This window comes from Rhizobium sp. LARHSG275, assembly GCF_052871115.1.
The window spans coordinates 1-18433 of the sequence record NZ_JBIXJN010000023.1 but is presented as its reverse complement, the minus strand read 5'-3'; the positions used below and the strand labels follow the sequence as shown (position 1 = coordinate 18433).

19 protein-coding genes and 1 pseudogene are annotated in these 18433 nt (G+C 61.6%); 9 read left to right on the top strand and 11 right to left on the bottom strand.

Annotated elements, in window-relative coordinates; all coding sequences use genetic code 11:
• Nucleotides 1-46: 46 nt before the first annotated feature.
• Nucleotides 47-1153 (bottom strand): TRAP transporter substrate-binding protein, encoded by a 1107-nt coding sequence (locus tag ACIPSK_RS26725; protein ID WP_162116939.1) that lies wholly within the window; start codon nucleotides 1151-1153, stop codon nucleotides 47-49.
• Between the two features lie 293 nt (nucleotides 1154-1446).
• Between ACIPSK_RS26725 and ACIPSK_RS26720 the strand changes: the two genes are divergently transcribed.
• Entirely contained in the window at nucleotides 1447-2226 is a 780-nt protein-coding gene (locus ACIPSK_RS26720; protein WP_017967916.1) for a gamma-glutamyl-gamma-aminobutyrate hydrolase family protein, read from the top strand.
• Nucleotides 2227-2290: 64 nt separating this feature from the next.
• On the opposite strand, the gene ACIPSK_RS26715 is transcribed toward ACIPSK_RS26720, so the two are convergent.
• From ACIPSK_RS26715 to ACIPSK_RS26705, 3 genes are all read right to left on the bottom strand, one after another.
• Complete coding sequence (locus tag ACIPSK_RS26715; protein WP_446533056.1) at nucleotides 2291-3247, bottom strand: 2-hydroxyacid dehydrogenase; 957 nt, start codon at nucleotides 3245-3247, stop codon at nucleotides 2291-2293.
• Nucleotides 3248-3275: 28 nt separating this feature from the next.
• Nucleotides 3276-4298 carry a substrate-binding domain-containing protein gene (locus ACIPSK_RS26710; RefSeq protein ID WP_162116936.1) on the bottom strand — a complete coding sequence of 341 codons (1023 nt, stop codon included), beginning with the start codon at nucleotides 4296-4298 and terminating at the stop codon, nucleotides 3276-3278.
• Nucleotides 4299-4414: 116 nt separating this feature from the next.
• Entirely contained in the window at nucleotides 4415-4927 is a 513-nt protein-coding gene (locus tag ACIPSK_RS26705; RefSeq protein ID WP_017967919.1) for a MarR family winged helix-turn-helix transcriptional regulator, read from the bottom strand.
• Between the two features lie 85 nt (nucleotides 4928-5012).
• Here ACIPSK_RS26705 and ACIPSK_RS26700 point away from each other — a divergent pair, with 85 nt between their 5' ends.
• The 5 genes from ACIPSK_RS26700 to cysE all read left to right on the top strand — a co-directional run bounded on the left by ACIPSK_RS26700 (nucleotide 5013) and on the right by cysE (nucleotide 9475).
• The gene (locus tag ACIPSK_RS26700) at nucleotides 5013-5801 is read left to right on the top strand and encodes a creatininase family protein (protein WP_162116935.1); all 789 of its coding nucleotides are present in this window, start codon (nucleotides 5013-5015) and stop codon (nucleotides 5799-5801) included.
• Nucleotides 5802-5948: 147 nt separating this feature from the next.
• Nucleotides 5949-7058, top strand: a complete 1110-nt coding sequence (locus ACIPSK_RS26695; RefSeq protein ID WP_162116934.1) for a CobW family GTP-binding protein — start codon at nucleotides 5949-5951, stop codon at nucleotides 7056-7058.
• Entirely contained in the window at nucleotides 7058-8047 is a 990-nt protein-coding gene (locus tag ACIPSK_RS26690; protein WP_018072749.1) for a WD40 repeat domain-containing protein, read from the top strand. The genes ACIPSK_RS26695 and ACIPSK_RS26690 overlap by 1 nt, the downstream gene beginning before the upstream one ends.
• A 15-nt stretch (nucleotides 8048-8062) precedes the next feature.
• The gene (locus ACIPSK_RS26685) at nucleotides 8063-8560 is read left to right on the top strand and encodes a GNAT family N-acetyltransferase (RefSeq protein ID WP_162116933.1); all 498 of its coding nucleotides are present in this window, start codon (nucleotides 8063-8065) and stop codon (nucleotides 8558-8560) included.
• Between the two features lie 96 nt (nucleotides 8561-8656).
• Complete coding sequence (cysE, locus tag ACIPSK_RS26680) at nucleotides 8657-9475, top strand: serine O-acetyltransferase (RefSeq protein ID WP_162116932.1); 819 nt, start codon at nucleotides 8657-8659, stop codon at nucleotides 9473-9475.
• 34 nt (nucleotides 9476-9509) lie between these two features.
• Here cysE and ACIPSK_RS26675 read toward each other — a convergent pair.
• From ACIPSK_RS26675 to odc2, 4 genes and pseudogenes are all read right to left on the bottom strand, one after another.
• Nucleotides 9510-9864 (bottom strand): annotated as a pseudogene (locus ACIPSK_RS26675) (GGDEF domain-containing protein); the annotation flags it as partial.
• A 104-nt stretch (nucleotides 9865-9968) separates the two neighbouring features.
• Nucleotides 9969-10997, bottom strand: a complete 1029-nt coding sequence (locus ACIPSK_RS26670) for a serine hydrolase domain-containing protein (protein WP_162117025.1) — start codon at nucleotides 10995-10997, stop codon at nucleotides 9969-9971.
• Between the two features lie 261 nt (nucleotides 10998-11258).
• Nucleotides 11259-11849 carry a GNAT family N-acetyltransferase gene (locus ACIPSK_RS26665; RefSeq protein WP_162116931.1) on the bottom strand — a complete coding sequence of 197 codons (591 nt, stop codon included), beginning with the start codon at nucleotides 11847-11849 and terminating at the stop codon, nucleotides 11259-11261.
• Between the two features lie 94 nt (nucleotides 11850-11943).
• Complete coding sequence (gene odc2, locus ACIPSK_RS26660; protein WP_017967927.1) at nucleotides 11944-13077, bottom strand: ornithine/lysine decarboxylase; 1134 nt, start codon at nucleotides 13075-13077, stop codon at nucleotides 11944-11946.
• A 528-nt stretch (nucleotides 13078-13605) separates the two neighbouring features.
• On the opposite strand from odc2, the gene ACIPSK_RS26655 reads away from it, so the two are divergent.
• The 3 genes from ACIPSK_RS26655 to ACIPSK_RS26645 all read left to right on the top strand — a co-directional run bounded on the left by ACIPSK_RS26655 (nucleotide 13606) and on the right by ACIPSK_RS26645 (nucleotide 16350).
• Nucleotides 13606-14499 (top strand): LysR family transcriptional regulator, encoded by an 894-nt coding sequence (locus tag ACIPSK_RS26655; RefSeq protein WP_017967928.1) that lies wholly within the window; start codon nucleotides 13606-13608, stop codon nucleotides 14497-14499.
• A 139-nt stretch (nucleotides 14500-14638) separates the two neighbouring features.
• Nucleotides 14639-15280: a DUF1007 family protein gene (locus ACIPSK_RS26650; protein WP_162116930.1), complete on the top strand. Its 642-nt coding sequence runs from the start codon at nucleotides 14639-14641 to the stop codon at nucleotides 15278-15280.
• The gene (locus tag ACIPSK_RS26645; RefSeq protein WP_017967930.1) at nucleotides 15274-16350 is read left to right on the top strand and encodes a nickel/cobalt transporter; all 1077 of its coding nucleotides are present in this window, start codon (nucleotides 15274-15276) and stop codon (nucleotides 16348-16350) included. The genes ACIPSK_RS26650 and ACIPSK_RS26645 overlap by 7 nt, the downstream gene beginning before the upstream one ends.
• A gap of 59 nt (nucleotides 16351-16409) precedes the next feature.
• Here the strand turns inward: ACIPSK_RS26645 and ACIPSK_RS26640 are convergent, their stop codons facing one another.
• The 3 genes from ACIPSK_RS26640 to ACIPSK_RS26630 form a co-directional block, all read right to left on the bottom strand.
• The gene (locus ACIPSK_RS26640; RefSeq protein WP_017967931.1) at nucleotides 16410-16616 is read right to left on the bottom strand and encodes a hypothetical protein; all 207 of its coding nucleotides are present in this window, start codon (nucleotides 16614-16616) and stop codon (nucleotides 16410-16412) included.
• A complete protein-coding gene (locus ACIPSK_RS26635) occupies nucleotides 16613-17308 on the bottom strand; it encodes a GNAT family N-acetyltransferase (protein ID WP_162116929.1) in 696 nt (231 codons plus the stop codon). The genes ACIPSK_RS26640 and ACIPSK_RS26635 overlap by 4 nt, the downstream gene beginning before the upstream one ends.
• Before the next feature lie 64 nt (nucleotides 17309-17372).
• On the bottom strand, nucleotides 17373-18092 hold the full coding sequence (locus ACIPSK_RS26630) for a tellurite resistance TerB family protein (RefSeq protein WP_162116928.1): 720 nt from the start codon (nucleotides 18090-18092) through the stop codon (nucleotides 17373-17375).
• Nucleotides 18093-18433 lie beyond the last annotated feature (341 nt).

Sequence of the window (18433 nt, the reverse complement as noted above, 5' to 3'; positions counted from 1 at the left end):
GGGGTTTTGGTATTACACGCGTCTAAAGCGTCGACGGCGGAAAGCCTTAAAGCTTTCCGGCCCGCTGCTGGATCATCATGAACGTATCGAAGGTGTATTCCGAAAGCTGCATCCAGAGATAGGCGTCCCGTTTGAAGGCGGCCTGGTCGTCGTAGATCTTCTTGAAATACTGGTTCGTGCCCGAGATTTCGCTATAGATGCCCGTCGCCGCCTGGAAGCAGGCCTCCATGATCTCCTGGCTGAACGGGCGCAACGTCGCGCCTTCCGCCACAAGCTGCTTCAGTGCGGTCGGGTTCTTCGTGTCGTACTTCGCCAGCATGTTGGTGTTGGCGAAAGCGCAGGCGTCGGTCAGCGCTGCCTGATAATGCTTGGGCAGGCTGCTCCACTTTTCGAGATTGAAGAACCCATGCACCGTCGGGCCACCTTCCCACCAGCCCGGATAATAGTAGTACTTCGCCACCTTGTGGAAGCCGAGCTTCAGGTCGTCATAGGGACCGACGAATTCCGCCGCATCGATCGTGCCTTTTTCCAGCGCCGGATAGATGTCGCCGCCAGCGATCTGCTGCGGGATGACGCCGACCTTCTCCATGACGCGACCGGCGAGGCCGGCAATGCGCATCTTGACGCCCTTGAGGTCATCGAGCGTGTTGATTTCCTTGCGGAACCAGCCGCCCATCTGCGCACCGGTGTTGCCGGCCGGCAGCGCATACATGCCCTGTGTGGCATAAAACTCGTTCATCAGCTTATTGCCGTTGCCTTCATAGTACCAGGCATTGGTCAGTCGGCTGTTCAGCCCGAACGGAATGGCCGTTCCGATGGCATAGGTCGGGTCCTTGCCGACGAAATAATAGGAGGTGGTGTGGGCTGCTTCGACCGTACCGGCGGCGACGGCATCGACGGCCTGCAGGCCGGGGACGATTTCACCGGCAGCGAAGGGCTGGATCGTGAAATTGCCGTCTGTCGCGGCGGCAACATGCTTGGCAATATCCTCGGCGCCGCCATAGATCGTATCCAAGCTCTTCGGAAACGACGACGTCATGCGCCACGCGATCTTCGGATTCTCTTGCGCGATCGCAGGCGCTGCCAATGCCGTTGCGGCGACCGCACCGACGCTGGCGGTTCCCGCCTTCTTGAAAAACGAACGACGATCCATCAAAAACCTCCCAAATAGATGACACTGCGCGGCCAATCTCACCCCTACCCGCAGCAAGGGCAAAGCTAAGCATGGCGCAAGCCGCGGTTCAAGCTTTAGTCTATTAGCCTTTGGCATCAAGACGGCAATAAGGCAACGCGCACGTATCCATCAGAATCAGCGGCTTAGCGGTAAACCGGAAAGGCGGGGTGCCTCTTCCGTCGCAATTTGGCCGCCTGATACAGCCAAGCGTTGACTTGGCGGCCGTTCAGGCGGAAGAAACGACGAGAAGAAAGATTTTGACCGGGGCTGATATGACGAAACCGATCGTTGCCATTCCTGCCGATATCCGCAGCTTCGACGGCGCGACCTGGCATGCCGTACAGCATCAATATCTGCGCGCCGCATTGAACGCATCCGGGGTCATGGCCTTCATGATCCCCGCTTTCGAGGAAGGCTACGATACCGACGCGATTCTCGATCGCGTCGACGGGCTGCTGGTTTCCGGTTCGGCCAGCAACGTGCATCCCTCGCACTACGGTGCTGAGGCGAATGACAAGGACGGCCCCTTCGATCCCGCCCGCGACGCCACCAGCCTGCCGCTCATCCGCCGCGCCATCGACCGCGCCATCCCGCTCCTCGCCATCTGCCGCGGCATCCAGGAGCTGAATGTCGCCCTCGGCGGCTCGCTGGCAAGCGAGATCCAGGAGCAGCCCGGCAACTGGGACCATCGCCGGCCGGAAGGTGTCGATCGGGACGGCATGTACGCCATTCGCCAGACTGTCCATGTCAAGGAAGGCTCCTGCATCGCAGGCATTCTCGGCCCGGGCGAGATCCGCGTGAATTCACTGCATCGCCAGGCAATCGCCAGGACCGCCCCGGGCCTGCAGGTGGAAGCGATCGCCGAGGATGGCACGGTGGAGGCCGTTTCCGTCATCGACGCCAAGGCCTTTGCCGTCGGCGTGCAATGGCATCCGGAATATTGGGCTGAAACCGACAAGTCTTCGAACCAGTTGTTCGCCGCCTTCGGCGACGCCGTCCGCAGCTATGCCGCGGCCAAGCTACCGTTCATGTCAGCACAGGCGATCGCATGACGGCGCGGCGCCCGCGAAGCGCTATGCCTGTTACTCGGTAACTACCGTCCGCCGCGCCAACCACCTAAACCTTCTGCGGCGTCTCCGGCACCGGCGTCAGCGCCGCACCCTTCTCGAACCAGGCGATGAGATTGTCGGCGACGAGATCGGCCATCGCGTTGCGTGTCGGCACGGACGCGGAGGCGACGTGCGGCAGCAGTACGGCATTGGTCGGCTCAAACAGGTCGGCCGGCACCGCGGGCTCTTCATAGAAGACGTCCAGACCGGCAGCACCGAGCGCGCCCGAAGCAAGCGCGGCACTGAGCGCCTCCTCGTCCACCGTCCAGCCGCGGCCGACATTGACGAGGATGCCGTCAGGGCCGAGTGCTGCCAGAATATCGGCATCGATCGTCTTGTGCGTCTGCGCCGTCTTCGGAACGATGGCGATCAGCGTATCCACCGCTTCCGCCAGCCCCTTCAACGTCGCGTGATAATCGTAGGACACATCGGCATGGCGTGAACGCGTGTGATAACTGATCTTCACCTTGAACGGCTCCAGCCGCTTGGCGATTTCGAGCCCGATGCGGCCAAGGCCATAAAGCCCGACATGCCGGCCCTTGAGCGAGAAGCGCGACAGCGGATAGGCCGTGCCCGGCTTCCAATTGCCCGCGCGCAGCCAGGCTTCGGCCCGCGGCAATTCGCGGACCGTATTCAGCAACAGGCCGATCGCCGTATCGGCGACCTCGTCATTCAGCACATCAGGCGTATTGGTGACGACGATGCCTTTCTCGGCGGCGTGTTTCACATCGATGCCGTCATAACCAACCCCGAAATTGGCGATCACTTCAGCATGCGGCAGCTGCTCCATCCAGGCGCCCGGGAAAGAGCCGGAAACGGCGACGCCGCGGATGCGGCCGGCGGTCTCGCTGTCCAGCGCAAGCTTCTCCTCGCGTGCGACGGCAATAATCTCAAAACGATCCTTCAACCTTTCGAGAACACGCTCGTGTATCTTCCCAGGAACGAGAATGGCGATGCGGGACATGGCTTTCCTCTTGGATGGCGGTCTTGGTTCAGGCGCGGGGCCGATGGGGACTGGTGGACTGGCGGATGCGCATTTCCGGCTTGATCAGATGCATGCCGTCAGGCTCATGGCTGCCGGCAAGACGATCGAGCAGCGCCCTGGCGGCCAGGCGCCCGACCTCGGCCTGACCGTTCCAGACGGTCGTCAGCGCCGGCGTAGCGATCGAGGCCTCCTCGAGATCGTCGTAGCCGGTGACGGAGATATCGCCCCCCGGCACGAGGCCGGCGCGCGCAATGCCGTTCATCAGGCCGATCGCCACGAGATCGTTCCAGCACACGGCTGCGGTCGGCTTCTGCGGTAGCGAAAGGAAATGCACTGCAGCCTCGAAACCGCCCTGTTTCGAGCGCGGACCGGGAATGCGCAGGTTCGGATCGACCTCGATGCCGGCCTTGCGCAGCGAATTGAGATAGCCCTGGTAGCGATCGCGGCCGGTGGATGTCTGGTCCGTGCCGCCGATCATGGCGATCGAGCGGTGGCCAAGGCCGATCAGGTGGTTGGTGGCAAGCGAGATGCCGTAGCTGTCGTCGCCGCGATAGGTCGGCAGGTCCTGCCCTTCCATCGAGCGGGCGACCAGGATCGCCGGCATGCCGTTCTCTTCCGCCAGCTGCACGTCCTCAGGCGGCGTACCGATCGCCGGCGACATGATGACGCCGTCACCGCCGAGCTGCAGCAGCGTCTCGATAAATGTGCGCTGCTTTTCGACATTGTCGTAATGGTTGGAAAGGATGAAGGTGTGGCGGCTGCGGTCGAGTTCGCTTTCGATCGCCTTCAGGATCTCGCCATAGAAGGGGTTCATGATGTCGTGCACGACGACGCCGATGATGCCGGAGCGCGAGGTACGGAGGCTGGCGGCACGGCGATTGTAGATATAGCCGAGCGCGCGCGCCTGTTCCTTGATCTTCTCCCTGGTATTGCCGGCAACGAGCGGACTGTCGCGTAAGGCAAGCGATACGGTCGCAGTTGAAATGCCGAGCGTTTCGGCGATTGTCGAAAGCTTGATCTTCTGGACCACGTGTCCTCCTCCAGGCAGCACGCAAGCGACAAGACCCCGCCGTCAAACCGGCGCGGCCCTTAAAATGTTTAATTAAAAGATTTAATCGGTGGAAGCAATTCGTCTTTCGGGAAATTTCAGTCTTCGTCCGGTTCTTCGACAGGAATGGCTTCGGCTTGCAGATTGGCATCGATCGCCTTCAGCAGGCGGACCAGATTGCGGATTTCCTTCTCGGAGAACTCTTGCGTCGCCAGCCTGTCGCAGGCCGAAGCCGCCATCTCGATCCCCTGCACGCTGCCTCGGCCGAGGTCGGTGAGATAGACCTTGGTCAGGCGTGCATCCTCGGCATCGGGCTTGCGCTCGAGAAAGCCCTGCGCCTCCATGCGGCCGATCGTGCGCGTCATCGTCGGCGCCTTGACGCCGAGCTTCTGGGCAAGGCCGCCTGCCGTCATGCCGTCACTTTCGGCAAGCGAGAGGATGACACCATCCTGGCCGGCATAGAGGCCGCTTTCAAGCAGGTTGCGCGAGAGCACCGTCCGCATGGAACGCGCCGCCTGGGTCAGAGCCGGGGAGAGATCGACCAGCGTATACTCGGTCTGGTCCTTCTTCTTGGACTTGTTCTTTTTGCCGTCCTTGTGCTTCTTTCCCATAGCCATCCCTTTGATCTTTAAGCCCCGACGCCGCTGCGATATGACATTGCCCAGGATCTCGTCATAAACAAGAGGCAACGACCGGATGATGACACCTTCGCCGCGCTTCGAGGACAGCAGTCCGGCCTTTGCACCTGACGGGCGTCATCCGATCGCCGTGTTGCCGCTCGGTGCACATGAACAGCACGGCCCCCACCTGCCCTTCGAAACCGACACTCTGATTGCCGAAGGCATCGCCGGGCGATTGAAGATAGCCTTGCCCGCCGGCCTGCCGGTCACCTTCCTGCCCGCCGAATCCATCGGCTATTCCATAGAGCATATGGATGTTGAAGGAACGAAGACGCTTGCGTTCGACGAAGCTGTAATCCGCTGGCTCGGCATCGCCGAAGGTCTGGCGAAGCAGGGCATCCGCAAATTCGTGATGCTGAACGCCCATGGCGGCAATTCGCCCGTCATATCGGTCGTCGCGACCGAGGCGCGGGTCCGCTTTGCCATGCTGGCGGTGGCGACGAGCTGGACCCGTTTCGGCGTGCCGGATGGCGCGGTCACGCCGGAGGAAAAGGCGATCGGAATCCATGGCGGCGAAATCGAGACCTCGGTGATGCTGGCGTTTCATCCCGATAAGGTCGATATGGCGAAGGCGGCGGACTTCTCCTCGCGACAGACGGAATTCGCCGAGCGTTTCAAGCATCTGCGCGCCTACGGGCCGCACGCCTTCGGCTGGAAGATGTCGGACCTTAATGCCGAAGGTGTGGCGGGCAATGCCGCGGCCGCAACGGCAGAGAAAGGTGAGGCGCTGATTGCCCATGCGGTAAATGGGCTGGTGGAATTGCTGAGCGATGTCGATGCATTCGACGTCACGCAACTCCGGTGAATACGGTCATCTGCACTGGCCAGACAATGTGATCTTATAACATTATAAAACCCTTTGAACTGCCACGCTCAAGCCATTATATGAGACCAACCGTTCAAGCAGCCGATCCCAAGCCGCTCGGCCGCACGCCTAATCCTAGAGGTTCTCATGACCGACGCGATCTCCACCCTGAAGCCTATTCCCGTTACCGTGCTCACCGGTTATCTCGGCGCCGGCAAGACGACGTTGCTCAACCGCATTCTCTCCGAAAATCACGGCAAGAAATATGCGGTCATCGTCAACGAGTTCGGCGAAATCGGTATCGACAACGACCTGATCGTCGAGTCGGACGAAGAAATCTACGAGATGAACAATGGCTGTGTCTGTTGCACGGTGCGCGGCGACCTGATCCGCGTCGTCGAAGGCCTGATGCGCCGTCCCGGCCGCTTCGACGGCATCATCGTCGAAACGACAGGCCTTGCCGATCCGGTGCCGGTCGCCCAGACCTTCTTCATGGATGACGACGTGCGCGCCAAGACCGAGCTCGACGCCGTCGTCGCCCTCGTCGATGCCAAGCACCTGCCGCTGCGCTTGAAGGACAGCCGCGAGGCCGAAGACCAGATCGCCTTCGCCGACGTCGTCATCATCAACAAGAGCGACCTCGTGACCCCGGAAGAACTTGACGTAATCGAGGATATCGTCCGCGCCATCAACCCGGCCGCCCGCGTCTATAAGACCAGCCGCTCGGGCGTCGACCTCGCCCGCGTGCTCGATCAGGGCGCCTTCAACCTGGAACGCGCGCTCGAAAACGATCCGCATTTCCTTGAGCACGGCCACGATGACCATGTCTGCGGCCCCGATTGCGATCATGACCATCATGACCATGACCATGATCATCACGGTCATCACGACCATCATCACCATGGCGCCCATAACCATGGCGCCCATAACCATGGCGCAATGTCGGCGATCCACGATGTAACGGTGCAGTCGGTGTCGCTGCGCGGCGGCGAGATGAATCCGGAGCGCTTCTTCCCGTGGATCCAGAAGATCACCCAGACGCAGGGGCCGAATATTCTGCGCCTCAAGGGCATCATCGCCTTCAAGGACGATCCCGAGCGTTACGTCGTTCAGGGCGTGCACATGATCATCGAGGGTGATCACCAGCGGCCCTGGAAGGAAGACGAGAAGCACGAGAGCCGTCTCGTCTTTATCGGCCGCGAACTCGACCGCGAGAAGCTCGAAGCCTCCTTCAAGGCCTGCGGGGCAGCCGCCTGATGCCGACAGTTGCACCGCTTGATCTCGACGGCCACGTTCTGGCCGTCGAATTTTTAGGTGATGTTCCCTTCTTCGCAAGCGCAAACGGTACATTCCACCGGCTGGATGGCGGCGACAGGGTTTCCGAAGCCCACCAGGGCATGCTCACCGCCATCCGCGACCCCTACAGCGAGAGCCTGATCTCAGGCGGCGAGGATGGCAAGGTACTGCGCATTGCCGCCGACGGCAGCGTCAGCGAAATCGCGACCGCGCCGCGCAAGTGGATTTCGCAGGTCGCAGCCGGGCCTCAGGGTGCCGTTGCCTATTCCTACGGCAAGAGTGCGCTCGTGCGCCTGGCCGATGGCACGACCAAGGAATTCCCCGAGGAGCGCACGGTCGAAGGCCTTGCCTTTGCACCGAAGGGCCTGCGCATCGCGGCGGCGCGCTACAACGGCGTGTCGCTGCATTGGATCGGCATGAACGCCAAGCCGGTCGATCTGGAATGGAAGGGTGCGCATACCGGCGTCACCTTCTCGCCGGATGGTAATTTCCTCGTCACCTCGATGCAGGAAAACGCACTGCACGGCTGGAAGCTCGACATCAAGCCCGGGACCGAGGCCCGCCATATGCGCATGACCGGCTACCCCTCCAAGGTGAAATCACTCTCCTGGTCGGTCAAGGGCAAGTGGCTCGCGTCTTCAGGCGCGCCTGCGGCAATCGTCTGGCCCTTCCAGGGCAAGGACGGGCCGATGGGCAAGGCGCCGCTGGAGCTCGGCACTCGCGCCAATATCATGGCCACCGCGGTGAAATTCCATCCGCTCGAGGACATCCTCGCCATCGGCTTCATCGACGGCATGATTCTGGCCGTGCGCATCGCCGACAGCAAGGAAGCGCTGCTGCGCCGACCTGGTAAGGGCGCGATCACGGCGATGAGCTGGAGCAAAAACGGCAAGCTGCTCGCCTTCGGCTCCGAAGCCGGCGACTGCGGCGTCATCGATATTTCGGCCTGAGCCCCGCTGCCGGCAATGGACGACGCCCTGGCGAAACCTGAAATCGTGACGCTGACGGCCGACCACATGCAAGCCGCAGCCGATATCAGACGTGTTGCCCTGTGGCAGCGGCTGCCCAGGCTGCCGAATGTGCATACGCCCGAGGAAGGGGAGCAGTACTGGCGCATGCATCTGCTGCCGAATTGCTCGATCCTCGGCGCAGCCATGGGCAACCGGCTCGTCGGTGTCATCGCCTATGGCGACAACTGGATAGAGCAGCTTTACGTTCTCCCCGATTTCCAGGGCATGGGCATCGGCTCTTCACTCCTCGGCTGCGCCAAGGAGGAGATGGACGAGATCAGGCTCTGGACGTTCCAGCGTAATGCGGGCGCTCGCGCTTTCTACGAACGGCACGGTTTTGCCGCCGAGGAGGAGACCGATGGCGCCGACAACGAAGAACGGGAGCCCGATGTGCTCTATCACTGGCGCCGGCTTCCGAAGCTGACACCGGACCTGCAATCGTCGGACGGCTAGACTGAATCAGGGCTGCCAAATACCTTGCCCAGGCGAAACATGAAACGCACGCAGGACGCGCCTTGCGCGCCGCCCTGGCTGACGGAGGAAACGGGAATGTCAAAATCGACCGGCCTCGGTTTGACCGAGCAACGGCCGCGGCCTTTGGGCGATGCATCGGTCTGGACCGTGATCCGCGCCGAGGCGGCCGAGCTCGCCGCACGCGAGCCGATATTGCAGCGGCTGCTTGCCGCTGAGGTAACGGACACTGCCGGCAATGATGAGATCATCGCCCGCGTGCTGGCCGCGCGGCTCTCCGTTGCGCAGGTGGAGACGGGTGATCTGTTTGATCTCATCCGGTCCACATTGACCGCAGACATCATGCGAAAGGTCGAGGCCGATCTCGTTGCCGTGCGCGAACGCGATCCGGCCTGCACCACATTTCTGCACGCGCTTCTCAACCTCAAGGGCTTTCATGCGCTGCAGACGCACCGCATCGCCCATGCGCTCTGGGTCGCCGGCCGTCCGGAGATCGCCAGCTGGCTCGCCAATCTCGTTTCGCTGGTCTTCGGCCCGGATATCCATCCGGCGGCGCGGATCGGCGCGTCCATCATGCTCGACCACGGTTCGGGCATCGTCATCGGCGAAACGGCTGTCATCGAGGATGAAGTTTCGATCCTGCAGAACGTCACGCTCGGCGGCACCGGCAAGGAGACCGGCGACCGCCACCCGAAGATTCGCCACGGCGTTATGATCGGCGCCGGCGCCAAGATCCTCGGCAATATCGAAATCGGCGCCTTCAGCAAAGTCGCCGCCGGCAGCGTCGTGCTGAAATCGGTGCCCGAGCATTGCACGGTCGCCGGCGTGCCAGCCGCCGTCGTACGCATCCATCGCGCCGATGAAATCCCGGCCGAGACGATGGACCAGAACATCTAGGATCGCTCCGAGATAAAGAGTTCGGCCCTTTTCGCTAAGCGGCCTGCTGATTTTCGCAGAAGGCTTCTGGCCGGTTGCGGCCTTCGCGCTTCGAACGATAGAGCGCCTCGTCTGCCTTCGGCATCAGCGTTCAAATCTCCGCCGCTTTCCGCACGCGCGGCAACGCCGGTGCTCAGCGTTGGAAAGACGGCCAGATCCGGCAGTTGCATGACGGCAGCGGCGAAAGTGAAACGGATGCGCTCGGCAATCGCCACCGCATCTTCGCAGGAAACATTTCTCAGTACCGCCAGGAATTCATCGCCACCTTGGCGGGCAAGCAGGTCGTCGGAGCGCATGATGCCTCTCGAAACGCTGGCGAAAAGCCGCAGCATGTCGTCGCCCGCGGCATGGCTTCGCTAGGAATTTAACGATCGCAGGGTTTTCCTGCTGCATAATGCAGCGATTCAAGCGTTGCAGCGTCCTCTACGCGTCTGCAAAGACACGCGGCATGTCTTCAGGCGGCCCGCACGGTGCCGATAATGTCCCCCAACAGACCGTGCAGCAAGTCCCTGTAGCCATTCCGGGCAGACGGGCCGCTCTCTTCCGAAGTCATGACGACAGTGAGATCGAGCGATGGCACGATGTAGAGCATCTGCCCGCCATAACCCCAGGCGAAATGCACCTGCTCGCCGCCGATCAGTCGCGTGAACCAGCCATAGCCATATTCATCGCCCGAGAAGCGCGAGTTTGTGCGCTGCTGCCACGACTGGGAGATCCAGTCGGCGGGGACGATCTGGCGGCCGTCGACGGTCTTGCCGCCGTTGCGGTAGAGTTCGCCGAAGGCAAGCAGCGACCGAGCGCTCATCGCCATCTGATTGCCGCCGAGATAGATGCCCTGCGGGTCACGCTCCCATGCGCCGATGTGGAAACCCTCGACCGGGCCGAGCCATTCGCGCGCCAGCGCCAGGGTCGACCGGCCGCTGACCTTGGTCAAAATGGCCGAAAGCAGATGCGTGGATGCGGTGGAATAAAGCATCTCGCCACCGGGCTGATCGACGAAAGGCTGCGAGAGCGCAAAACGCACCCAGTTGCGCGAGGACACCCAGCGGCCGTAGTTCGGCCCCGACATGCGATCGAGCCCGGCCTGCATGGAGAGAAGATTACCGACAGTGATGTCGTTGATGCGCGGGTCGGGCGTTAAAGGGAGATCGGCCTTCAGGATCGGCGCGATCTTCTGATCCGGCCCCGTCAGCAGGCCTTTGTCGATCGCGATACCGACCAGCGCCGAAATGATCGACTTCGAAGCGGATTTGATATTGGTCGATTCCGAAGGCGAATGACCATGAAACCCACGTTCGCTAAGCACACGTCCGGCGCGAGCGACAATCACCGTCTTGAGCGGCCTCATTGCGGGTTCGCTCGCCGCGCGATCGAGACGCGGGCCAAGCCCGCCGACGCCGGAAGCCGTGCTCTGAGCAGTCGCCGGCCCCGTTGCGGCAAGCGGCAGGTAGAAGAAAAGCAGAAGGGAAAGAAGGCGGATCATCTGACGCAAGATAGGATATCGCCGCAATATGTTCGCATGCCGGCGACCCATTTCACGCAATTGTGTTTCCGTGTGTCGGAGAGCTAGCGACCGCGCTGCTTCATCCGCCAGAAAGACAATCCGCAACCACACCAGACCCGCCTGCCTGCGTGGTTAAACGGCGCGAATATTACCAGCCGGGGGAAAAATTCCCAACCGGGCCGGCCGGTCAAGCCTTACAGCGCCGCGCGTCTTTTCAAGCCGACCCGGCCCAATCCCGTTCTAGGCTGCGCGGCGAACCGGCGCACTGGCCAGCAGACGTCCCGAGGGGACGATCATGCCGGCCGCGCCGTCGAGCCAGCCTTCGGTGAGCTCGAGCGCAAGAAAGCGCGAGCGTTCGAACGGACCCGGCATGACGAGATGGCGGGCCTTTTCAGCAAAGAAGCCGAAACGCTCGTAATAGGCCGCATCGCCGACGAGCAGGACGGCGCCATGCCCGCGATTCTTCGCTTCGAGGATTGCCGCGCGCATCAATGCCGCACCGACGCCCTTGCCGCCATGCTGCGAGGCAACAGCGAGCGGCCCGAGCAGCAGTGCATTGATCGGCGTGCCTTCATCATTGACGCCGGCTTCGATGTTCCAGAGCCGCACCGTACCGATGACACGGCCGTCGCGATCGCGCGCGACGAGCGCAAGACCCTCGGCCGGAACGCGGTTGCGGCGGATCTTCTCCGACGACTTCTTGCGGCGACCCGCGCCCATGACGCGGTCGAGCAGATTTTCACGAGCAACGACATCCGAGGGATTTTCGGCGTCGATGGTGAAAGTGGTGGGCGCAAAGAATGCGCGGACAGAATCAAGAACAGCGGCCATCTTGGCCTCCCGTACCCAATACCGTTATCAGCGGCGATGAAGGAAAATTGTGAATTTGCCGCCCCGGCTGGTTACGGGGCCGGCGGAAACGACCTCAGATGACGTAGGCCTTCAGCGGGTCGAAACCGTTGAAAGCGACCGCCGAATAGGTCGTCGTATAGGCGCCGGTGCCTTCGATCAGGACCTCGTCGCCGATCGAAAGGGAGATCGGCAGCGGATAGAGGTTCTTCTCGTAGAGCACGTCGGCCGAATCGCAGGTCGGACCGGCAATGACGCAGGGCTCCATCTCGTCGCCGTCGTGTTCCGTGCGGATCGGATAGCGGATGGCTTCGTCCATCGTCTCGGCGAGACCGCCGAACTTGCCGATGTCGAGGAAAACCCAGCGGGCATCGTCATTGTCCGACTTCTTCGAAATCAGCACGACTTCCGCCTTGATGACACCGGCATTGCCGACCATGCCGCGGCCCGGCTCGATGATCGTCTGCGGAATCTGGTTGCCGAAATGCGTGCGCAGCGCCTGGTAGATCGACTTGCCGTAAGCTTCTGCGGACGGTACGTCACGCAGGTACTTGGTCGGGAAGCCGCCGCCCATGTTGACCATCTGCAGGTGGATGCCCTGCTTGGCGAGCGATACGAAGACGCGCTTGGCATCGGCAAGCGCCGAATCCCAGGCGTCGACCTTGGTCATCTGCGAACCGACATGAAACGAGACGCCATAGGACTGCAGGCCAAGCTGATGGGCGTAGACGAGAACGTCGACAGCCATCTGCGGAACGCAGCCGAACTTGCGCGACAGCGGCCATTCGGCGCCTTCGCCATCCGTGAGCACGCGGCAGAAGACACGGGCGCCGGGAGCGGCGCGCGAAATCTTCTCGACTTCCTCATGGCTGTCGACGGCAAAGAGGCTGACGCCGAGCGCATGCGCGCGGGCAACGTCACGCTCCTTCTTGATCGTGTTGCCATAGGAGATACGGGCGGCGGTCGCACCAGCGTCGAGCGCCATTTCGATTTCGGCAACGGATGCACAATCGAAATTGGAGCCGAGGCCTGCGAGCAGCTTCAGCACTTCCGGGGCCGGGTTGGCCTTGACGGCATAATAGATGGCGCTGTCCGGCATGGCGTGACGGAAGGCGTGGAAATTGTCGCGAACGACGTCGAGGTCAACCACAAGGCAGGGACCATCGGGACGTCGGGTTGCGAGAAAGTCGCGGATGCGCTGGGTGGTCATATCGATTCCCTCTTCCAATTCCAGAGCTCCGGCATGAACCGGAGGACAAAGGGCATACGATAGCTCGCATTGGAACCAGCCGGTGGAGACCCCGGAACCATAGCTAGCGCTCGATGCGCGAATAGTGAACCAACGCCGCGGTGCGGTGTAAGTTCGGCTTTGTCTGCCATGGATTGGAGGGAGAATCCCAACCGCACTTCCGGCAATGATGGTGTGCCTCTTCAGTAACCCCCGCTGATGGAAAGCAGGGAGAGAACAAAAAGGCCCGCACCGTCGTTGCTTCAGGCGTCCTCGCATTTTCCGGTTGGCCGGAATAGCGACTGGAGGGGTTAATTCCAGGTACCTTACCGATTTCCTCACCAATTCGAGGGTTCGGCGGACACCCATGGGCACGTGCGACTTTGGGCTGAGTGGGAAATAAGAATATTCGCCTTCATAATCAAGCGATTTTTTGATCCTTGGGCTAAAAAAATAATTGAACAAAACAAGCCAATTTGTTCAACATTCCGAAACAGCCCGAGGGGTGCCATGGATACCTTGACCCGCATACGCGCCTTCATCGATGTCGTCGAGGCCGAAGGCTTCTCCGCCGCGGCACGGCGCACCGGCCGCTCCAAGGCGCTGCTCTCCAAATATGTGCGTGAACTGGAGGATGAACTCGGCGCGCTGCTGCTCAACCGTACAACCCGGCAGTTCTCCATGACCGAAGCCGGCCACACCTATTATCGCACCGCTTCCGATATCCTCAAGGAGATCGACAACCTCGCCGATCTCGTGCGTGAGAACAATGCACAGCTAAAGGGACGGCTGCGCATCTCGGTGCCGCGCACCTTCGTCGATGCCGAGGTCGGCCAGTCGCTGATCGATTTCGCCAAGGAGAACCCGGATCTTACGCTGGAGATTGCCGCCGACGACCGGTTCGTCGATCTGATCGAGGAAAGCTTCGACGTGGCGATCCGCATCACCAAACTCGAGGATTCCGGCATGATCGCCCGCAAGATCTCGGATTTCCGCATCCATATCTGCGCTACCCCCGATTTTCTCGAGCGTTATCCCGATCTCGATCACCCGACGGCCCTTTCCAACGTCCCTTTCATCGTCGATACCAATGCGCGCACCCAGGCGAGCATCCGCTTCCACAACCCCGACAACACCTCGTTCGCCGTCGCCGTTTCCGGACCGATAGAGGTGAACAGCCCGCATGCGACGTTACGCGCGGCACTTGCCGGCATCGGCGTAGCCTTCATCCCGGATTTCATCGCCCGCAAGCCGATCGAGAGCGGCGAACTGGTTACGCTGTTCAACGATTACATCCCCACCGACCGCGGCATCTATGCCGTCTATCCGCACCGGCGCTACCTGCCGGCCAAGGTGAGGATCTTCGTCGATTACCTGCACAACTGGTTCAAGAAGCACCCATGATGCGACAACAGGTTCCATGTTGATCCACATGGCTGAGACGATCGGACGGCGACGATCGGGGATCCACAGTGAAGCCCGTCCCAATTCCGTCCCAATTTCTGGCAAGAAGTCAGGGCCACCGAACAGAGCAGCGGAATAAATGAAACATTCGACGATACTGATCGCCGCGCTTCTTTCGCTGGCGCCGGCCGCCGCCTTTGCCCATCCGCACATCTTCGTGGAAGCGCGCCTCGAAGTCGTGGCCGGCAAGGACGGCAGTGTCGAGGAACTGCGTAATGTCTGGCGCTTCGACGAGGTCTTTTCCTCCTCCGTCGTCATGGATTTCGACAAGAACACCGACCTGAAGCTGGAGCCGAACGAACTCGCTGAGGTCGGAAAGACGGTGAAGCAATCGCTTGCCGACTACGATTACTACATGAACCTGACGATCAACGGGAAGAACATCACCGTCCAGAAGCCCGACATCATCCATGTCGACTACAAGGATGGCCAGCTGCTGATGTTCTTTGCGGTGAAGCCGGTGGAGAAGATGCCGCTCAAGGGCAGGCTCACCTTCGGCGTCTATGACCCGACGCTCTACACCTCGATCGATTTTCCCACCGACACCGAGCTGGCGATCGTCGGAGACGGCTTCAAGGCCTGCAAACATCAGGTGGTGCGGCCGGATGCCGACGAGGTGATCTCGCAAAACAAACAGTCGCTGACGGACGCTTTCTTCAACGATCCGACCGGCACCAACATGTCCAAACTCTTCGCCACCCGGCTGGAGGTTACATGCTGACGAAACGCCTGTCCCTCATCCTTTCCGCTGCAATCCTTGCGCTGGTAACGGCTGCAAGCCTCGCCCATGCGCAGTCGCCGCTCGGCATCGGCACGGCAGAGCCGAGCTTCCAACCGACCGGCGGGCCGCTCGCACCGCTTTTGCTCTATGTGAATTATGAACAGCAGACCTTCTATCGGGCACTGACCGGCGCCTTGAAGGCAATGCGCCAAGACCCATGGCAACTGGCATCGCTGATCGGCCTGTCTTTCGCCTACGGCGTCTTCCATGCCGCCGGCCCAGGCCACGGCAAGGCGGTCATCTCCTCCTACATGATCGCCAACGAGGTCGAGCTGAAGCGCGGCGTGGTGATTTCCTTCATTTCTGCCTTCATCCAGGGCGTGGTGGCGGTGGCGCTGGTCGGCGGCGCCTGGCTGGTGTTGCGCGGCACCGGCATCACGCTGACGGAGGCGACCCACGCAATGGAGATCTCAAGCTTCGTCATGGTCATCCTGTTCGGCGGCTGGCTGCTGTTTCGAAAACTGCGCTCGATGGCGGGCAATATGCCGCGCCGCCGGCTGATGGCGACGCCTGCCGGCCCGGTCAGCATGATGCTCGACTGGAAGGACAATGCCGTCGAACGCCAGGCCTATGCCTTCAACGGCAAGGCGCAGGCTGTGGAAGCCGGCCACACTTTCGTTCCCGGCATGGTCTGCGAGACTTGCGGCAATGCCCATGTGCCCGACCCGGCCCTGCTTGGCGGCGACAGATTCAGCGCCCGCGAGGCCTGGTCGGCTATCGTTGCCGTTGGTCTGCGCCCCTGCTCCGGCGCACTTCTGGTCATGACCTTCTCGCTCTTGAACGGGCTCTATCTCGGCGGCGTGCTTTCGGTCGCCGCCATGTCGCTCGGCACGGCGATCACCGTTTCCCTGCTTGCCACACTTGCCGTCACCGCCAAGAGTGCAGCCGTCCGTCTCTCCGGACGCGGCTCGACCGCCTCGATCTGGATCGGCAACGCCATCGAAATCCTCGGGGCCGTGCTCGTCATTCTGATGGGCGCCCTGCTGCTCGGGGCCTCGCTGCAGGGCTAGAGCAATTCCAGCAAAAGTGCGCAGCGGTTTTGCGTCCGGAATTGCGCAATGCTGGAGACTTACTTTCCCCGGCCGCGCTGATAGCGTGCCCGTAGCCAGAAGACCGCAAAAAACGCCATGATCAGGCAGACGCCGACGACGATCGCCAGCGTCGGCGAGAAATTGCCGATCCACAGCACGATGGTCGGCAGGAAATAGATGACGAGGGCGGCGCTGAGCAGGATGATGCCGGCGGCGGTCGCCTGCGAGCGGCTTTCCGGGCTCATACGAGCCTTTCCTTTTCGAGATCGGCGCGGATATCCTGCAGGCGACGGATCTGGTTGCCCTCGGCGTCGAAATTCTCCGGCGAAAGCCATGCTTCGAAGGCATCGTTGATCATCGGCCATTCGGCATCGATCATCGAGAACCAGGCGGTGTCGCGGTTGCGATGCTTGGAGATCATATGCTGGCGGAAGACCCCTTCGAAGCTGAAGCCGTAACGCGCGGCCGTCGTCTTGCTCGCCTCGTTGTTATTGTCGCATTTCCATTCGTAGCGGCGGTAGCCGAGATCCTCGAAGACGTGCTTGGCCATCAGGTAATGCGCCTCGGTCGACAGCGGCGACCGCTTCATCTCGGCCCCGTGCGCCACCCCTCCGATCTCGACGACGCCGTTTGCCGGGTCGGCGCGCATGTAATTCGCCATGCCGACAATCTTGCCGGTGGCGTTGTCGCGGAAGATGTGGGTGAGCCAGCCGGACTTGGTATTGACGGTTTCCAGCCAGTTGGCGAAATCGTCGATACCGGAGAAATCATCCTGTGCGAAATAGAGAAGCAGCGGGTTGATGCCCATGCCGCCGAGCCCGTCCCACAGCGGCTCAAGATGTTCCGCGCGCCGATAGGGCTCGACGGTAACGAAGCGGCCCTTCAGCGTGACCGGCTTCGGCGCCGGGCAGCCCTTGAAATTTGCAAGATCGCGCATGTTCACTCCTCTTTTCCGAAGAGTGGATAGGCCAGCCGCCCGACAAAGGCAACCGGCCTAGATGTCACTGTGACAAGGTCGTCTTGGCCGACGACACCGTCGCCTCGATATGGTCGACCAGCTGGTCGGCAAGGCCGAGGCGGCCGGCAAGCAAATCGAGATAACCGCGCTCGGCGCGCGAATCCGGCTCGATGGTGAGCCGCGAGGCGGTGTAGAGCTCGACGCGCTGTTCTTCGGTCGTCGCGGCGGCAACGAGCGCATCGATATCTGTCGGCGAAGCGAGTTCATGCTCGATGAAGGCCGCAGCTTCGCCGCTGACATCGGCAGCCTTGACCTTCTCCATGATGACGGCGCGTTCGGCATCGTCGATATGGCCGTCGGCCTTGGCGGCGGCGATCATCGCGCGGATCAGCACGAGGACGAATTCATTGCTGCCGGCGGGCGATGTCGGTCCGAAACCGGATTCGGCAGGCGGCGGCAGGAGAACCGGATTGTTTGCCGAAGGTGCATCCGAGGGGGCTGCGGGCGCCTGCCCCGCCTGGTAATTCTTGTAGGCTTGGTAGCCGAGGCCGGCGATGGCGGCAAGACCGCCGATCGCCAGTGCATTGCCGGCAATACTGCGGCCGGTCTTGGTGCCGAGGAGCACCGCAGCGATCGCACCGGTCTTCATCGGATTGGTCCTGGCCGTCTGCACGGCATCGCCCGCCCTGTCGCGGACCGAACCGCCGAGACCCGGCACCTGCGAACCCAAGAACTGGTCGAGAAGCTTCTTTGCGTCGAACATTCCTCGTCGTCTCCCTGTTTGAGGCTGGAGGAGAACATAGGTTTGCGACGGGTGAAATACAAATGCGGCATGCCGAGTTACCACCCCCTCTGCCCTGCCGGGCATCTCCCCCACAAGGAGGGAGATTGGCTGGGCGTGAGGGTTTCCTCAAACAATTGGCTCAAGCGGCGGATCGGGAGAAAGAGCTGGCCTCTTGCCGATCTCCCCCTCTTGTCTAGGGCATATACATATCTCGCAAAGCCCATCCATCGGCGACGGCTCGAAAGTATTTGAGGCCGTTGAAGAAGGTGATTGGGCCCGGCGGCTTGGCCGAGGCGTAGCCGTTCCAGCCGCCGAGCTTG

Excerpts from the sequence above, each read along its gene's own strand:
- ACIPSK_RS26685 (WP_162116933.1), top strand. The coding sequence starts at position 8,063 with ATGGACGACGCCCTGGCGAAACCTGAAATCGTGACGCTGACGGCCGAC.
- ACIPSK_RS26720 (WP_017967916.1), top strand. The coding sequence starts at position 1,447 with ATGACGAAACCGATCGTTGCCATTCCTGCCGATATCCGCAGCTTCGAC.
- ACIPSK_RS26665 (WP_162116931.1), bottom strand. The coding sequence starts at position 11,849 with ATGGCCGCTGTTCTTGATTCTGTCCGCGCATTCTTTGCGCCCACCACT.
- ACIPSK_RS26695 (WP_162116934.1), top strand. The coding sequence starts at position 5,949 with ATGACCGACGCGATCTCCACCCTGAAGCCTATTCCCGTTACCGTGCTC.
- ACIPSK_RS26650 (WP_162116930.1), top strand. The coding sequence starts at position 14,639 with ATGAAACATTCGACGATACTGATCGCCGCGCTTCTTTCGCTGGCGCCG.
- odc2 (WP_017967927.1), bottom strand. The coding sequence starts at position 13,077 with ATGACCACCCAGCGCATCCGCGACTTTCTCGCAACCCGACGTCCCGAT.
- ACIPSK_RS26705 (WP_017967919.1), bottom strand. The coding sequence starts at position 4,927 with ATGGGAAAGAAGCACAAGGACGGCAAAAAGAACAAGTCCAAGAAGAAG.
- ACIPSK_RS26635 (WP_162116929.1), bottom strand. The coding sequence starts at position 17,308 with ATGCGCGATCTTGCAAATTTCAAGGGCTGCCCGGCGCCGAAGCCGGTC.
- ACIPSK_RS26640 (WP_017967931.1), bottom strand. The coding sequence starts at position 16,616 with ATGAGCCCGGAAAGCCGCTCGCAGGCGACCGCCGCCGGCATCATCCTG.
- ACIPSK_RS26715 (WP_446533056.1), bottom strand. The coding sequence starts at position 3,247 with ATGTCCCGCATCGCCATTCTCGTTCCTGGGAAGATACACGAGCGTGTT.
- cysE (WP_162116932.1), top strand. The coding sequence starts at position 8,657 with ATGTCAAAATCGACCGGCCTCGGTTTGACCGAGCAACGGCCGCGGCCT.
- ACIPSK_RS26690 (WP_018072749.1), top strand. The coding sequence starts at position 7,058 with ATGCCGACAGTTGCACCGCTTGATCTCGACGGCCACGTTCTGGCCGTC.
- ACIPSK_RS26700 (WP_162116935.1), top strand. The coding sequence starts at position 5,013 with ATGATGACACCTTCGCCGCGCTTCGAGGACAGCAGTCCGGCCTTTGCA.
- ACIPSK_RS26670 (WP_162117025.1), bottom strand. The coding sequence starts at position 10,997 with ATGATCCGCCTTCTTTCCCTTCTGCTTTTCTTCTACCTGCCGCTTGCC.
- ACIPSK_RS26630 (WP_162116928.1), bottom strand. The coding sequence starts at position 18,092 with ATGTTCGACGCAAAGAAGCTTCTCGACCAGTTCTTGGGTTCGCAGGTG.
- ACIPSK_RS26655 (WP_017967928.1), top strand. The coding sequence starts at position 13,606 with ATGGATACCTTGACCCGCATACGCGCCTTCATCGATGTCGTCGAGGCC.
- ACIPSK_RS26725 (WP_162116939.1), bottom strand. The coding sequence starts at position 1,153 with ATGGATCGTCGTTCGTTTTTCAAGAAGGCGGGAACCGCCAGCGTCGGT.
- ACIPSK_RS26645 (WP_017967930.1), top strand. The coding sequence starts at position 15,274 with ATGCTGACGAAACGCCTGTCCCTCATCCTTTCCGCTGCAATCCTTGCG.